This window comes from Psychrobacillus sp. L4 (genome assembly GCF_042944905.1).
Classification (GTDB): domain Bacteria; phylum Bacillota; class Bacilli; order Bacillales_A; family Planococcaceae; genus Psychrobacillus.
The window spans coordinates 3,912,270-3,927,574 of record NZ_CP168496.1; the positions used below are offsets into that span (position 1 = coordinate 3,912,270).

15 protein-coding genes are annotated in these 15,305 nt (G+C 36.5%); 4 read left to right on the plus strand and 11 right to left on the minus strand.

The genetic code is table 11. The annotated features are described in order from the left end of the window. Position 1: 1 nt before the first annotated feature. The 4 genes from ACEPXG_RS19060 to ACEPXG_RS19075 all read right to left on the minus strand — a co-directional run bounded on the left by ACEPXG_RS19060 (position 2) and on the right by ACEPXG_RS19075 (position 4,525). Positions 2–1,282, minus strand: coding sequence for a sensor histidine kinase (locus tag ACEPXG_RS19060; RefSeq protein ID WP_391205937.1), 1,281 nt, complete (start codon positions 1,280–1,282; stop codon positions 2–4). Positions 1,283–1,494: 212 nt separating this feature from the next. Beyond that, positions 1,495–2,637, minus strand: coding sequence for a DHHW family protein (locus ACEPXG_RS19065; RefSeq protein ID WP_391205940.1), 1,143 nt, complete (start codon positions 2,635–2,637; stop codon positions 1,495–1,497). A 13-nt stretch (positions 2,638–2,650) separates the two neighbouring features. Then, entirely contained in the window at positions 2,651–4,036 is a 1,386-nt protein-coding gene (locus ACEPXG_RS19070) for an MBOAT family O-acyltransferase (protein WP_391205943.1), read from the minus strand. Positions 4,037–4,042: 6 nt separating this feature from the next. After that, the gene (locus ACEPXG_RS19075; protein ID WP_391205946.1) at positions 4,043–4,525 is read right to left on the minus strand and encodes a DUF4358 domain-containing protein; all 483 of its coding nucleotides are present in this window, start codon (positions 4,523–4,525) and stop codon (positions 4,043–4,045) included. A 315-nt stretch (positions 4,526–4,840) separates the two neighbouring features. On the opposite strand from ACEPXG_RS19075, the gene ACEPXG_RS19080 reads away from it, so the two are divergent. Both ACEPXG_RS19080 and ACEPXG_RS19085 read left to right on the plus strand, forming a co-directional pair. Next, positions 4,841–5,374, plus strand: a complete 534-nt coding sequence (locus ACEPXG_RS19080; RefSeq protein ID WP_391205949.1) for a GNAT family N-acetyltransferase — start codon at positions 4,841–4,843, stop codon at positions 5,372–5,374. Between the two features lie 448 nt (positions 5,375–5,822). Further along, positions 5,823–6,356 (plus strand): ECF transporter S component, encoded by a 534-nt coding sequence (locus ACEPXG_RS19085; protein ID WP_391205952.1) that lies wholly within the window; start codon positions 5,823–5,825, stop codon positions 6,354–6,356. Between the two features lie 192 nt (positions 6,357–6,548). Here ACEPXG_RS19085 and ACEPXG_RS19090 read toward each other — a convergent pair whose 3' ends face one another. Together ACEPXG_RS19090 and ACEPXG_RS19095 are read right to left on the minus strand one after the other, a co-directional pair. Further along, the gene (locus ACEPXG_RS19090) at positions 6,549–7,400 is read right to left on the minus strand and encodes a hypothetical protein (RefSeq protein WP_391205955.1); all 852 of its coding nucleotides are present in this window, start codon (positions 7,398–7,400) and stop codon (positions 6,549–6,551) included. Then, positions 7,375–7,890, minus strand: coding sequence for a sigma-70 family RNA polymerase sigma factor (locus ACEPXG_RS19095; RefSeq protein WP_391205958.1), 516 nt, complete (start codon positions 7,888–7,890; stop codon positions 7,375–7,377). Before ACEPXG_RS19095 ends, ACEPXG_RS19090 begins: the two co-directional genes overlap by 26 nt. 902 nt (positions 7,891–8,792) lie before the next feature. On the opposite strand from ACEPXG_RS19095, the gene ACEPXG_RS19100 reads away from it, so the two are divergent. Together ACEPXG_RS19100 and ACEPXG_RS19105 are read left to right on the plus strand one after the other, a co-directional pair. Then, complete coding sequence (locus ACEPXG_RS19100; RefSeq protein WP_391205961.1) at positions 8,793–9,425, plus strand: TetR/AcrR family transcriptional regulator; 633 nt, start codon at positions 8,793–8,795, stop codon at positions 9,423–9,425. Between the two features lie 111 nt (positions 9,426–9,536). After that, entirely contained in the window at positions 9,537–10,271 is a 735-nt protein-coding gene (locus ACEPXG_RS19105; protein WP_391205963.1) for a glucose 1-dehydrogenase, read from the plus strand. Between the two features lie 261 nt (positions 10,272–10,532). Here ACEPXG_RS19105 and rlmN read toward each other — a convergent pair whose 3' ends face one another. The 5 genes from rlmN to ACEPXG_RS19130 form a co-directional block, all read right to left on the minus strand. Beyond that, entirely contained in the window at positions 10,533–11,600 is a 1,068-nt protein-coding gene (gene rlmN, locus ACEPXG_RS19110; RefSeq protein WP_391205966.1) for a 23S rRNA (adenine(2503)-C(2))-methyltransferase RlmN, read from the minus strand. 352 nt (positions 11,601–11,952) lie between these two features. Then, the gene (rlmH, locus tag ACEPXG_RS19115) at positions 11,953–12,432 is read right to left on the minus strand and encodes a 23S rRNA (pseudouridine(1915)-N(3))-methyltransferase RlmH (protein WP_391205970.1); all 480 of its coding nucleotides are present in this window, start codon (positions 12,430–12,432) and stop codon (positions 11,953–11,955) included. Positions 12,433–12,519: 87 nt separating this feature from the next. Further along, positions 12,520–12,687 carry a CxxH/CxxC protein gene (locus tag ACEPXG_RS19120; protein WP_391205973.1) on the minus strand — a complete coding sequence of 56 codons (168 nt, stop codon included), beginning with the start codon at positions 12,685–12,687 and terminating at the stop codon, positions 12,520–12,522. A gap of 166 nt (positions 12,688–12,853) precedes the next feature. Further along, positions 12,854–14,059: a S1C family serine protease gene (locus ACEPXG_RS19125; RefSeq protein WP_391205976.1), complete on the minus strand. Its 1,206-nt coding sequence runs from the start codon at positions 14,057–14,059 to the stop codon at positions 12,854–12,856. A 450-nt stretch (positions 14,060–14,509) separates the two neighbouring features. After that, a complete protein-coding gene (locus ACEPXG_RS19130) occupies positions 14,510–15,298 on the minus strand; it encodes an MBL fold metallo-hydrolase (protein ID WP_391205979.1) in 789 nt (262 codons plus the stop codon). Between the last annotated feature and the right edge of the window lie 7 nt (positions 15,299–15,305).

Consider the following 15,305-nt stretch of genomic DNA (forward strand, 5'->3'; position numbering starts at 1 on the left):
ATTATTCCACTCGCTTTCGTATGTTTTCAGTTGGAATGGAGATTCGAAAAATAGTGCCTTGTGCTGGTGTTTCGATCTCAATTTGTCCTTTCAGCATATAAATAATCTCTTTTACATGAGATAATCCGATACCTGTTGCTGCAACGCCTTGGTCGTTAAATTTTGTCGTGTAACCTGGTTCAAAGACGATGGGTATATCCTCTTTTAGAATACCCTTACCTGAATCTTTTATAATGAACCAAGTATTTTTCGACTCCTCGAATATTCCAACACTGATCTCACCTTTATCTATGATCGATTCAACGGCATTTGCGGTTACATTATTTAACAAAGCAAGAAGAGCAATTTGTTCATCGGTTTCAAAATTAATCGGCATCGTTAGTTGAAAAGTAATCTTTTTCCCTAATAATTCGCTGTATTTTTCATTTGCATTCAGAACGAGGTTAATAATATCCGAAAGAAAAGAAGGCTGATTTTTATTTTGTACAGTTATTTTAGTAAGTCCGGATAAAATCCGTTGAGAATCTTTTTTTACTTCATGAATTTCCTGGGCGATACGTAATGCTTGAATACTCAAAGGATCCAATTCTTTCTTTTTTAATTGCCGATACAAATCATAACTAGAGGCAGTAATTTGTTCAATATGGTTCATTGATTTTTGCAAATAAAGCGTTTCAGCATATAAATCAGAACCTACTCTCAGCATTTCTTGCATCTGTTTCTTTTGTTCAGAAATTGTAATGGAACTATATAATCCCACAACAAAATAGCTACGGAACAATGCAACCCCACTTATCAAGGACAAGTCCCGAAAACCTATATTGGCATGGTGCAACAAACCATACCTCGTAAGCTGTTCCGTACAGTTTCCGATGAATTCAAACAAAGCGGCCCATGCCCCCAAAACAAATGGAAATGCTTTATACTTTTCAATTCTTATCAAGTGTAAGCCTGCTGAAAATAAAAAATAAAATAAAAACGCAGGTAAGTGGTTTTTAAAGCTGATAAATATATGTACCTCATCAAGTAATATATCCTTAAATAGACGAAAACAAACAACTGTTAAGCCTGTAACGATGCCTGTTCTTATAATAGAGACTGGTGTCCAAATCAGAATTAGCAAAAAGAAAGCAATACTTCCTAATCCAAAACGAAAAGCCTCTTCGTCAAAGGGAATTACTTTAATTTCGCTTGCAACCATTGTGAATAGGGCAGTAAGGATCAATGTAACTCCCTTTGTCTTAGTAAAATATTTAGTGAAATTGTTAGTTGGAGAAATCATTAGTATCACCTGAAAATGAATTTTTTTCTTTCTTATATAAGATACAGTATTTTACTTTGCTATGCTTTGCTATGCTTTGCTATAAGCACATTTCCACATTTCAATCATCAAGAAATGTTAAATTGATCCATACAAATAAAAAAAGACACTTTATACAAGTATCTCGTTTTTCCATAATATAATACGGTTCATTGTGTCGTGTCTAAAAATTTCTAGTTATTTAGCTTCAAAAGAGATGTATCTCCGACTAAAGTAGATGTGTTAAATAAAAACAGAACATCTTTGATGCCATTTTTGGATATATACTCCGAGATACTTCCGTTATAATACCGAATGTCAATAACGTGAATTTCTGATACATGTCTTGTAAGAAAAGGAATCACACTATGTGCATATGAGTCTTTAATGACTAACAGCTTATCTTGGTCAATCTGCTGCGAGTCAAGCTTAGTTGTAAGCTTCATCAAAGCATGAACACCACCTAGGAAATAGGAATATTGATCCTTCTTTGCTAGAAAGCTCGGATCATACATACTCGTCAACGTTTGATTTGTATCCGCTATATACATCTCCGTAGGGCTGGGGTTAAGAGGGATATATACCTGGATGGTATCTGGAGTTAGCCCACTAAACTGCCCTCTTGTATGATAGCTCCCTAGAAACGAATTGCTCACTGTTTGTATCAGAAAATCTTTCTGCGAAAGAGGATGCCACCCTTGTTGCTCCGCAAAAGCAACATATGCCAAATAAGCTCCGTATGTCGTCCAGTGATGATCGGTCCGATAATAAATTGACTCAGAAGCATGGGAACCCAGGAAGTCAAAGCCGTCAATAAAGGTTAACCCATTCCGCAAGTGATTACCGATAAATTGATTTACCTTCTTTTGAGGATACGAAGGCGCTAACCATGGCAGCTTTTCAGGATAAATACCTACCGATGTTGGCGCAAGCATGAAGCCCATATTCACCCCCGGGTGGTTGCCTGCAAATTGGTTTACCGACTCTGTATATTGCTGAATCTTCGTATAATCAGGCTCTAAAAACTTTTCAAATAAATAGCCGTCTTTTCCTTTATAGATTCCGTTATTTTCTTGCTGCAACCGATATTTTTCTGTAGTTGATTTGATCGACAGCCACTTATCCCGAAAAGGAAAATGGTCGGTTACAAAACCCTCTGTATCTTCTGCATATTTATTGGACAATAAGTTATCCCAAGTTAGATGGGGCGCACTTTGTAAATATCTGTTTTCCAAATCAGAGAAACGTTGATGAGGCAAAATGAAAAATAAGAAGGAGAGTAGAAACAGTGCTCCGACAAAACCTAATACCAATAATCGCTCTGCTTTCTGCTTCATTATTTTCTACCTCCTAAAATCGAAAATATAAAAATGGATTAAAAGTTGCGTCTACCAAGTAGGCTAAGGAAAGAAAGAAGAGAATTCCGTACCAAACAAGATGGATAAGCGACAATTCATTTGTTCTTGATGATTGCTTCCTAGGTAAAGAGGCAATTATCAATACTAGGAATAAAACTGCGTTCGTATAAAAAAAATAAACTGTCTCATTATTCCAAAACGATTGGTGATTGAACCCCCCCATAGCTCGCAAATAGCGAACGATCAAGGAAGGCTGATCAAAGGCGAACAATACCCAACCGATTAGAATAAGTATAATTGCATAAAGGTGCCTTACCCAACGTGGTAGACAAAGCAGCAGCTTTAACCCCCACCACTTTTCAATTATGAGGATGACACCAAAATACAACCCCCAACATATGAAATTCCAACTTGCTCCATGCCAGAATCCCGTAAGCAGCCAAACGATGAGAATATTACGCATTTGAATGGCTAACCCCCGCCGGTTACCACCAAGCGGAATGTAGACGTATTCTCGAAACCAACTGCTAAGAGATATATGCCATCTCCTCCAGAAGTCGGTAATGCTCTGAGCAACATACGGCTTGTTGAAATTCTCGTTAAATCGAAAGCCAAACATGAGGCCAAGCCCAATAGCCATATCGGAATATCCGCTAAAATCAAAATAGATTTGGAAGGCAAATGCTATGATGCCAAGCCAAGCCGTTAATGTAGGCATCAAATCTGGATTTGAGTTCGAGATGGTGTGCCAAAGTAAACCGATACTGTTGGCAAGTAGCACCTTCTTAGCCAGTCCAATAGTGAATCGTCGAACACCTTCCGCGAACATCTGGATAGTCTCCGATCGTTTGTGGAGCTGTTCTGCAATCGTATTATATTTTACGATGGGACCAGCAACTAGTTGAGGGAACAAGGCGACAAACGTTCCAAAGTCAATCCAATTACGTTGTGCTTTAGCTGTTCCTCTATACACGTCTATGATGTAAGACATAGATTGAAATGTGTAAAACGATATCCCAATGGGCAATGGAAGTTCAGTTAAAGGGATATTTGTTCCCAACAACGCATTTACATTTTGAATGAGAAAATCTGCATATTTAAAATAAGATAGCAGAGCTAGGTTAATGACAATGGAAGATGCGACAATCCACTTTCGTTTTAATGGAGTTAGCTTCGGTCTGTCAAGCAACAAACCAAAGCTATAATCCGTGACAGTAGACACCAACATAATTATGATGTAAATCGGTTCTCCCCAAGCATAGAAGATAAGACTGGTTAAAAATAAAATTAGGTTTCTAATCCGCCTTGGCGAACAATAATATAGAGCTAGAACGCCCGGTAGGAACAAAAATAGGAAAAGAAGGCTACTGAATACCATAGTCGCTTATTTTTGATCGAAGAAACTATCGTAAACTTTTACAAGCTCGTCTGCTTTATCGGAGATGACCAATAACACATAGTTCCCTTTTGTAACGAGTTTATAGTTTTTTGCATTTTCATATTGATCTGGAAGATAATGCTCAAATTGCTTCTTCACATTTTCCGCTCTTTCTTTTACTGCTGATTCAACAGTCGGAACATCTTTAGCATCTTTCACTTTCAAGATTGCGATTTCGTTTGTCGATACATTCATCATTGGTATTCTAATCGAATATTCTTCCAGCTTCTCAGGGTCTAGATTGTAAAATTCCTTCACTTGATCTGCTTGTAATTCTATTAGTGGAGGCTGTTCGACATCCTTCACCATTTGATCTGCCATTTCTTTTGCAGGTAACTTCGACTCGATTGTAGATGGCTTATCTTTAGAACACCCTGTCACCATCATAGCTATTACTAGCGTTAACATAAGAACCATTAATTTTTTCATTGTTATGTACTCTCCTTTTTTTAACGTTCAACTTCAATGAGATTAGACGTGAGTAATCTATTAATGTTACATAAAATATTATTTCCATATTAGAATTATTTAATTCCATTTTTTTGTAAAGTTTTTATCCTTTTCATAAATAACATTTGGTTGGATCGGTAGGTATATCATCTCCCCATCTCTTATTCATTTTGAAAAAAAGATTACTTTAATATAGAAGTTAGAACAAAAAATTCAAGAACTAGACGTCTTTGTTCTATTTGATCTAAAATTAAACTATTAGCATCCATCCAAAATAGAAAGTAGCTGAAACACATGAAGAAATTCCATTTAAATGATGACCATGAAGTAATGATAAAAGAGGCAATGAAAGAAGATGCCCAACAGATGATCGATTTCTATAATGTCGTAGGTGGAGAAACAGATTTTCTTTCATTTGGGAAAAATGAATTTAACCGTAATTTAGAGGAGTATAAAGAGTTTATAGAATCTACACGACTAGAACAGAACTCCATTATTTTGCTGGCAATTTTACAGGATGAAATTATCGGTATTGCATCCATTAATTCTAGTCAAAAACAGAGAATGAAACATATAGGAACGTTAGGGATAGTTGTTAGTAAAAAGCTTATCGGACAAGGTATAGGAAGAAAGTTGATGGAACAACTAATTCATTGGGCTACCTCAAATGAGATAACAAAAAAAATTAGTCTCGTCACTCGAGATGATAATATTCATGCCATCGAATTGTATGAAAAACTTGGGTTTGAAAAAGAAGGCCACATGAAAAAAGACAGCTTCATTAATGGCACGTACTATAACACATTTGCGATGGCATTATTTCTTTAATCGTAAGCATCCAACTCTCTCCACGCCTCATATAAACTGAAATTCATGAACTCATTGGCTCTGCTACCTGTAACTACGCCATCCTTGATGAGACTCGGATCTGGCAAATACGGCTGGTAATTGCTTGACGAAACTAGTTTGGTAGCACGAGCCGGTTGAATGAGCAGCCTTGTGAGAGAGAGAAAGTACGAAAAAGACTCCCCCAGCCACATAGATTTTTCAGATTTCAAAAGCTTTTCATCTTCTGTGACCCCTATTTCTTTATTAGCATAACATCACCGATACAATCGATCAGCTTCCTCCTATCATGATTTCACACTCAAACTTTCCGACTTTTCTACAAACTGACACCTACGTTTTTCGCAAAATTGATACTTTTAAATATACCAATCCTTTGCTAAGGTTATCAGTAAATATGAAACTGATTTAAAAAGGAAGGATTTTGACTATGCCTAAAACAAGAAGTTATACAAACTCACGCACTTTTGATTTAATCCTAACAGCAATGTTAATAGCACTCGTTTTCGTTTCAACTCTCGTTTTAAATATTAGACTTCCAATCGCTGCAAATGGAGGGTTGGTTCATCTTGGAACAGCTATGCTCTTTATCGCGTCCATTGTATTTGGTCCTAAAAAAGGAGCACTCGCCGGTGCTATAGGAATGGGTATATTTGACTTAGTATCTGGTTGGACATTGTGGGCACCCTTCACCTTTGTGGCACGTGGCCTGCAAGGATATATAGTTGGAAAAATTGCATGGTCGTTCGGACGCAAAGGAAACAGTATTGCTTTCAATCTTCTAGCTACTATTATTTCGATTCCTGTTATGTTAGGTGTTTATTACATTTGTGAACGAGTTCTATACGGTAGTTGGATTATACCTTTGACCTCTATTCCTGGAAACATCGTTCAAAATGTTGTGGGGATCATTATTGCTATTCCAGTTTCAGTTTTACTGAAAAAAGTTCCTGTTTTTAAATAGGTTTTAAAAAGTTCAAAATTTTATTTTAAACTTTTTAAGAAGTAAGCCATTACCATAAAAGTATAAAACTTCATGGTAATTGCTTACTTCTCAATAATAACTTTACCTAGTATTTAGTTATCTGCATAACTCTGTACAAACTAGAAAAAAATGAATTTCCCTACACTTACGAACAATGCCGTGAAATATTTTTTAATATCTTCCTTGCTGATAATATTCGACCCCATGATTATCCATTAAAATACGCTCACCTATTCTCGTAAAGACGATGGCAAATCCATCTGCCGATAAACATAAAACCTTCCCATTATCTTTGTAGACAAGACGGGGTTGCTGATATTGTTCAAACATGGATTCCTCGCCAATCTCTTTTAAGTACAACTCGATGCTCGATTCCACTTTATTATAGGAACGAGAACCGCCCACAAGTAATTTCCCATTATTAATCGCCACATACTGAGAGCTCTTATTACGATATCCACCGAAACCAAAAACGGCTTGCGCCTGCGCTTTTTCAATATCAAAACTTTCATATATATAAAACGGATGTTCATATACAGGCTCATATACTTTGCCATCCACGATTTGATAGTACGTAACAACATCTCTCAATTTTTCTCCGTTCTTATTTATCACCATAAATTTCATCCAAGTGATGCCATCAAGCTCGCGTAAAAATTCTGTTTTCGAAAAATTAATATGCTCATATTTACTATATAGCTCCTCGACAGCAACACCGTAAGCTGGTGATGCTACTTGATTTAGCGTTTCTGCATCTTGTGCATCAATTGCTTCAAAATAAGTATTAAATAGTTCTCCGTGAACACCAAGCGCCTTTGTTGTGGCAGTACTTAAAATTCCTGGTTGAGCCGACCACAATGTAATCGTAAGAAATAAGGCAGCAATTGCAACGAGACCTACCATTACATATATCGGAGTACGCGTCGAACTTTTTCTAGGTACAGCCATTTTCCGTGCAAGACCCTCCGTCATCCAAAGCCCTTCGCCAATCACTTCATCAATACCCATTTTCAATCGTTCCATCAAAACCATCCTCCTTTAGCACAGATTTGAGTTTTTCACGACCACGTGCAAGCCTTGTACGCACCGTTGCCGGTGAACAATTAAGCAGCGTGCCAATTTCCTCTGACGAATAATCTAGGTAATACGTAAATACAATGACTTCACGGTATTTCAGCGGTAATGCAAGAACGGCTTGTGCGAGTTGACGGTTCTCTGATTCTATCACGACAACCTGCTCCGTCGATCGACCAAATAAACGGTGAATTTTTTCGCCAACAATCGTATTTTTATAATGCCAACTTCGCAAATAGTCGTAACTACGATTAATCGTCACTCGATACAAATATGTGCGATACATGGCCTCTCCTCGAAAAGACGCTTGCTTCTCAAATGCTTTTAGTAGCACATCTTGGACAATGTCTTCTGCAGCTTGCTTATTTTTCACATATATATAAGCAAGTCTCAACAACTCCTCGCCATGCTCATGTATAAATTTTTCGAGTTGCGTCATAGAGCACCTCCTTTTATCGTTAATCGTTAGACGGAGCAATGGTAATTTCTGTTTCAAAAATGAGGAAAAAGATTAAATAGATGTCCACGAGTTATATGGATTACTTGATGGAACAAAGCGTGGCATATTTATAGGTCGATCCTCAAAATTTGCTTGCTCAACTTGGACCGCACTTAAATTGAAGGCAGTAATTCATTTTTCATTTATCTGTCTTTTTGTTGAATAAAAAATTTATTTATGTTTTCTATATAATGATTCAACACATATCAAGGAAGTACCTTTTATTGAAAATAAGATATGTGAAATAACTATTTTTCACATACCCTTTGCTCGTTATTATTTATAAAAATATAATTTTGAAGGATATTCTTTTGAAAAAACTGCACTTACTTATGATAAGGCTCACCGTAACATGTCTAAATGCGGTTTTAGAACAATTTACCTCTTATAAAAAAAGATTAAGAGAAAGACCCCACTTCAGCAGATACTAATGTACTGAAGTCTTCAAAATCTTTTATCGCATATGCCTTATGAACATCCAAACTCATGAGTTCATCCATTTCCTCCTGAATTTTTAATTTGTCCTACTAAAAAATCATCTTCTTTAAAAACAATCTCCTCGACATATGAAATTGCATCATGGTGCTTAATGACTTTTAAATGCTCACGTATTGTTTTACTGCCGACCGTGATTCCCTCAAGCACCACTTTTATTTCACTAATCGTCAGCGTATTACCTTCAATCGCATCTTATAGAGATTTAACACTGAATCATTTAGGTTTTAAAGAAGACTAAAGTAAACTCTAGAATTTTAGCATTTTCACCTATGATTCTCCCGCGATGCGAATACAAGTTGGTACATGTTACAATAAATGTATGAAGAACAGTTGGAGTGACGAAAATGAGTAAAAGAGAACAACAAAAACAACTACGCCGTCAAAATATTATCCAGATTGCAAAGGATTTATTTTTGGAGCAAAGTGTGAAAAATATACAAATGCAAGATGTTGCTGCTGCTGCTGGCGTTGGGATTGCGACGTTATTTCGCTATTTTCCTAAAAAAGAATATTTAGTGATTGCGGCTACGAATGCGATTACTGATGAAATGGCCACGAATATAGGGCAGATTGTCGAGCAGACAATGCCTGCATATGAAAAAATCGAGCAAATTTTGGATTATTATATAGGAGTAACGAAGGATCCACAGCTGCGGTTAGCGAAATTTTTCGAGTCCTTTGGTTTATATGAAAAAATAGCTGAGGAATCGCCTGAGCAATATGCGGAATTCTTATTTTCACGAAGTAAATTAGCCAGTATTTTATTAAGATTGGCTGAGCAGGGCAAGCAGGATGGCTCGTTAAGACCAGATGTTGATTTGGATGTATTTATCATGACCATGGTGCAAAATTTCAGCTTATTCGCATTCAAATCAAGCCTGACAACCCATGATACCAACCTCGCATCGATGCTTTCTGCGGACAAACAACTCGCGATGATGAAGGATGTATTTTTATCCTATATTCAACCATCATAAATAACGACCGTTTGGATTGACATTCGGACGGGAAAGTTGTTTACTAGTAAGTGTAAAAAAGTGATAGTTAACTATCACTTTAAATAAATCTAATTTAAGGGAGCTTTTTAAATGAGTCGTTTATCAGGTAAAGTAGCAATTATTACGGGAGCAGCACAAGGTATGGGTGCGGCACACGCAAAATTATTCATAGAGAACGGTGCAAAGGTTGTTTTAACAGATTTAAATGAAGAAAAAGGCAATGCATTCGCAGCTGAATTAGGTGAAAATGCCCTTTTCGTTAAACAAAACGTAACATCTGAAGAAGATTGGGCAACAGTTATTGCGAAAGCTGAAGAAGCTTTTGGTCCAGTAAACGTATTAGTAAACAACGCCGGTATTACTATGGCGAAAAATATGCTTGATGTTACTGTAGAAGAATACCGTCGCATCGTAGATATTAACCAAGTATCTGTATTCTTAGGTATGAAAACTGTAGCAGCTTCAATGATGAAAGCTGGTGGCGGTTCAATCGTCAACATTTCTTCAATGAACGGCTTAGTTGCTGGTGCTATAGGTTACACAGATACAAAATTCGCAGTACGTGGTATGTCAAAAGCAGCTGCTATCAACTTAGCACCAATGGGTATCCGCGTAAACTCTGTACACCCAGGTGTAATCGCTACGCCAATGGTAGTACAAGAAGATACAAAAGCAGCAGTTGAAGCATTTTCTAAACACATTCCATTAAAACGTGTTGCTCAACCAGAAGAAGTATCAAAAATGGTATTATTCTTAGCTTCTGATGATTCAAGCTACTCAACAGGTTCTGAATTCGTTATCGATGGCGGATTAACTGCACAGTAATAAAATTACATGAAATAATCTTTATATGATTTATAAAGGCCGATTTTCTATTAGTATAGAAAATCGGCCTTAGTTTTTTATTTAATTAAAAACCTCAATTACTTATGGTAAGGCTCTCCGTGATATAGCAAAGTGCGGTTTTTACTTCTGTTTCACCAAATTACAAATTAAGTAGTTCTGTACTCAATTTATCCTGCAATAACGGGCATTAGCACGTCCTACGTGTCAAAACCCCCACTAATTGAAGGTTCACTTTATCACTTACTGCTGGGCATCTTTTTTAAGCTGTTTACTTCGTAACTGTCCACAAGCTGCATCAATATCCGTACCGTGTTCTTGACGGATCTTACAATTGACGCCATTCTTTTTCAACGTATCATAGAAAGCTAACACTGATTCCTGCTCACTTCTTTGATATTGACTATGTTCATCCACCGGGTTGTACGGGATTAAGTTTACATACAATCGGTCCTTAAAATCACTGAAAAGTTCAGCAAGTTGTTCCGCTTCCTCTTTATGATCATTTACATCTTTCAGTAAAATATATTCAATCGTAATTCTACGGTTATTTTTGGCTAAATAATACTTCAGGGATGCCATTAACTTTTCAATCGGCATGGCACGATTTATTTTCATAATACGCGTTCTCAGTTCATTATTTGGTGCATGTAGTGAGATCGCTAAGTTTACAGGGATTGCCGCATCCGTAAATTCATAAATTTTATTAACGATTCCACTTGTCGAAACAGTAATTCTTCTACCTGCAATCGCAAGTCCCTTATGGTCTATAACAACATTTAAGAAATCTAATAGATTATTGAAGTTATCAAATGGTTCGCCAATTCCCATTACGACAATATGACTTACAAGTTCGTCTTTTTCTATTTGATCGAGATGAAGTTGAACATTCATAATCTGTTCGACAATTTCTCCAGCTGATAAATCGCGACTTTTTGCTAATAATCCGCTCGCACAGAAACTGCAGCCAATGTTACAGCCTACTTGTGTCGTAACACAAACAGATAACCCATATTTATGTCGCATCATGACCGTCTCGATCAAACTGCCATCCTGTAATTTAAATAAAAATTTAACCGTTCCGTCTGCGGCTTCTTGCTTAATGTGTTGTGTTAATGTTTGAATCACAAAGGTATCCGCCAATAATTGAACACATTCCGAATTTACCTCATTCATGTCAGAAAAATCCGTTACACGTTTTCTATAAAGTAAATCCCACACTTGTAATGCTCTAGACGGTTTGTGACCATGCGCTAAAAGCCACTCCTTCAATTGATCTAATGTTAATCCATAAATGGATGGTTTGTTCATAATGTGCCTCTTTCCTTGAGCTTAAAAATCACTTCTATTATTAATATTTATACCGTGATAACGGGTAGTATAACTCCCTCGAGCTAGGCTTATTTGTAGCAAGAAGCATAAATGGGAGATCCACAGTCCTTAATAGCCCGATTGGTTTACATTATGATCAGGCGCCTCTTTACTAATCTAATCATATTACATATAAGGCTGAAAAAAAACAATTCGAATTGTAATCGCCAAAATTGGGGGCTTTAGAGAAATTGATATATTCATATTAACTAATAAATCACACTGCAAATAAAATTAGAGCTACTCTTGTTTAATATTCACAGAGTAGCTCTAATTTAGTTATAAACCGCATTTACTTATGGTACGGTTCATTTTTAATAATGCGAAATGCTCGATAAATCTGCTCGATCAATACTAACTTCATTAATTGGTGTGGCAACGTCATCTTCCCAAATGAGAGTTTTTCATCTGATCGTTTCAGCACTTCTTCGTGTAAACCTAGTGAGCCACCAATGACAAATGCAATTTTACTTTTTCCATACGTCATTAAGGATTCGAGATCACTTGCTAGTTGCTCGGAAGATTTCATTTTACCATCAATTGCAAGTGCAATAACATATGTATCTGCACTGATTTTTGCTAAAATGCGTTCTCCTTCTTTTTTCTTAACGATCTCCATATCAGCATCACTTAGATTTTCTGGTGCCTTCTCATCCGCCACTTCTACCAAATCCATTTTTGCATAACTACTTAATCGTTTTGCATATTCTTCTATCCCCAGTTTTAAGTACTTTTCTTTTAATTTTCCAACCGAGATAATTTGTATATTCACAGGTTATCCACCTTCACAATTCATTTACAAACAAGTTGTCCACAAGAGTTATCCACATATCCACAACACTTATCTACATATTGTGTTCTATTTTTCACTCTCTACAATATATACTGCTTGCTGATCACAGTATGTGCATTTTGTGGATAACTTTTCTTCGTTCAATAGTTTTTCTAACATTGGAAAGGTTTTTTGTTCTGCTACAAACATGTCTAAAGCTTGATTTATATGAATTTCACAACTGAATATTCTCAATTTTTCACTTCCTTTTGTTTACGAATAATTCACTAAGTTATGCACAAATCATTCTTTGTTATCCACAACCTATTTTACCAAACGAAAAGCGAGTAGGAAAGAACAGCTTTTCTTTTCCTACTCGCTGTGTAAATCTTTTATTTATACTATAAAGTTATCCACATCTTTATAAACTGTCTGTAGCCACTAATTTAAGCGTTAGATCCACAACTTTTCCTTCTCTATACACTTTTACTTTTAATTCGTCACCAATTTCTTTTTCGTTATATAAATGCTTTCTTAATTCAATTGTATTTTCTATTTTTTCTCCGTCCATCTCTACAATAACGTCATAAGTCTTCATTCCAGCTTTTGCTGCAGGTGAATTTGGAACGACTTCATTTACCACTACTCCTGTAGTTACTTCCGCTGGTAACTTCAATGTATCTTTTTGATGAATTGCAGGTACATTTGTTACATCAACTAATGTAATGCCCATAGAAGGACGATTAACTTTACCATTACGCTCCAAGTCCTCAATAATTGGGATTGCGGAGTTAACAGGAATTGCGAGACCTATCCCTTCAACAGCTGCCTCGGATATTTTCATGGAATTAATCCCAACAAGTTGGCCAGCTAAATTTATTAACGCTCCACCACTATTACCAGGGTTAATGGCTGCGTCTGTTTGTAAAACTTCTGCTTGCCAATCTACCACACCATCTCCATTAATATCTACTGGTATTGCACGATCTTTACCAGATACAACCCCAGTGGTTACAGAACCATAAAAATCGAGTCCTAGTGGGTTACCAATGGCAATTACAGTTTCGCCTTGTTTTAATGCATCTGAGTCACCAAATGTAATGACGGAATCTACTCCCTTAGCGTCAATTTCAAGAACTGCTAAATCCGTCCAAATATCAGTACCTACAAGTTTTGCTTCTACCTTGGTTCCATCTACTAATGTTACTTCTAGTGATTTGGCACCTTCAACAACATGGTTATTCGTAATGACGTACGCCTTTCCTCCTTCTTTTTTATAAATAACTCCTGACCCTGTTCCCGCTTCTTGCGTAGATTTTGAATGACTCCAAAAGTCGGTTACAGATTGAATATTTGATACACCAACTACTGCACCAGAAGCCTTTTCCACCGCTTCCGTAACACCCGTGTTCACATCAACTGAAAGCTGTTGCGTTTCCATAGAAGTTTTGGTTGCTTTCGTTCCGTTATTAGTTGGTAAATTGGTTAACACAGAAGGTATTAAAAACCAAACCAACAATGCACCTACCATTACTCCTGCTAAAGCACTAAAGAAATATGCTGCCAAACTTTTTTTCTTTTCCTTTTTAGGTTCTTCCTGTGGTTCATATGGATTGTAATCGTCCATTTTTCATCTTCCTTTCATTTTACATATATGTTTATGTTATTAATTTACCCAATTAACATTAAAATAAGATGAAAATCAATTAAAAGTTTAATAAAACATACGAGTTAATTTCATAAATAGCACTTAATTATTAAAACAAGAACAATACTTAATTTATTGATTGGAGCGACAGGCGTCGACTCCAGCGGGATAAGTGAGACAAATGAGCCATTACAAGCGACGAGAATGCGGCGGTGATGGCTCATCGCTCACCCCGCGGAAAGCGTCCGCCGATAGCGGAAATCATACTTATTTATTATGAAGAGTATATGATACATATTCTCACATTTCACATTAATATTGTTCGTGTTTTATGCTCTAAATTTGAATCATGAAGTTGATTCATACATGTAGAATTTTAGAAAAAATAAAAAAGCTCCAAAGGCTAAAATAGCTTCGGAACTTTCTCTTTTACACAACAACTAATTCAGTTGGCACGTTTGCATCGGTATCATGGAGATGTACATATTCTCCCGTAATAATACCGCAAGATTCAAGTGTTTGAGTAACACTCATACGAGCAAGATCTTTCATATTATTGTCTTTACTTAAATGAGATAAATAAATATTTGTATTCTTAATATCCACAACTTCACTCATCGCAACAGCTGCATCCTCATTGGATACATGTCCCACATCACTTAAGATTCTTCGCTTAACAGACCAAGGATAACGTCCCATTTGAAGCATGCTTACATCATGATTACTCTCAAAGACAAAGGAATCCGCTCCCTTAATATGTCCTTTCATCCTGTCACTTACGTAACCAGTGTCAGTAATCAAGACAAGTTTGCGACCATTTTCGTGAAAAATATAAAACATGGGATCTATCGAATCGTGGGATACTGCAAATGACTGTATATCGATTGAACCAAATGTTTTAACCGTTTCCATGTCAAATTGATATCGTTGGTCAACTGGTACATTTCCAATAAGCGAATCCATCGCTGACCACGTTTTTTCATTTGCAAAAATAGGCACACCATGTTTCCTCGCTACTACACCAAGTCCTTTAATATGATCACTATGCTCATGTGTAATAAAAATACCCGACAGTTTTTTTATATCACGACCAATTTCACTAAAGAGTTGCTCCATTTTCTTACCGCTTAGTCCCACATCTACTAAAAAAGAATGCTCATCACTTTCCACGTAAACTGCATTTCCACTACTGCCACTTGCTAATACACTAAATCTCATTGTTAGA

Excerpts from the sequence above, each read along its gene's own strand:
- ACEPXG_RS19130 (WP_391205979.1), bottom strand. The coding sequence starts at position 15,298 with ATGAGATTTAGTGTATTAGCAAGTGGCAGTAGTGGAAATGCAGTTTAC.
- ACEPXG_RS19060 (WP_391205937.1), bottom strand. The coding sequence starts at position 1,282 with ATGATTTCTCCAACTAACAATTTCACTAAATATTTTACTAAGACAAAG.
- ACEPXG_RS19080 (WP_391205949.1), top strand. The coding sequence starts at position 4,841 with ATGAAGAAATTCCATTTAAATGATGACCATGAAGTAATGATAAAAGAG.
- ACEPXG_RS19070 (WP_391205943.1), bottom strand. The coding sequence starts at position 4,036 with ATGGTATTCAGTAGCCTTCTTTTCCTATTTTTGTTCCTACCGGGCGTT.
- ACEPXG_RS19105 (WP_391205963.1), top strand. The coding sequence starts at position 9,537 with ATGAGTCGTTTATCAGGTAAAGTAGCAATTATTACGGGAGCAGCACAA.
- ACEPXG_RS19125 (WP_391205976.1), bottom strand. The coding sequence starts at position 14,059 with ATGGACGATTACAATCCATATGAACCACAGGAAGAACCTAAAAAGGAA.
- ACEPXG_RS19065 (WP_391205940.1), bottom strand. The coding sequence starts at position 2,637 with ATGAAGCAGAAAGCAGAGCGATTATTGGTATTAGGTTTTGTCGGAGCA.
- rlmN (WP_391205966.1), bottom strand. The coding sequence starts at position 11,600 with ATGAACAAACCATCCATTTATGGATTAACATTAGATCAATTGAAGGAG.
- ACEPXG_RS19075 (WP_391205946.1), bottom strand. The coding sequence starts at position 4,525 with ATGAAAAAATTAATGGTTCTTATGTTAACGCTAGTAATAGCTATGATG.
- ACEPXG_RS19090 (WP_391205955.1), bottom strand. The coding sequence starts at position 7,400 with ATGGAACGATTGAAAATGGGTATTGATGAAGTGATTGGCGAAGGGCTT.
- ACEPXG_RS19100 (WP_391205961.1), top strand. The coding sequence starts at position 8,793 with ATGAGTAAAAGAGAACAACAAAAACAACTACGCCGTCAAAATATTATC.
- ACEPXG_RS19095 (WP_391205958.1), bottom strand. The coding sequence starts at position 7,890 with ATGACGCAACTCGAAAAATTTATACATGAGCATGGCGAGGAGTTGTTG.
- ACEPXG_RS19085 (WP_391205952.1), top strand. The coding sequence starts at position 5,823 with ATGCCTAAAACAAGAAGTTATACAAACTCACGCACTTTTGATTTAATC.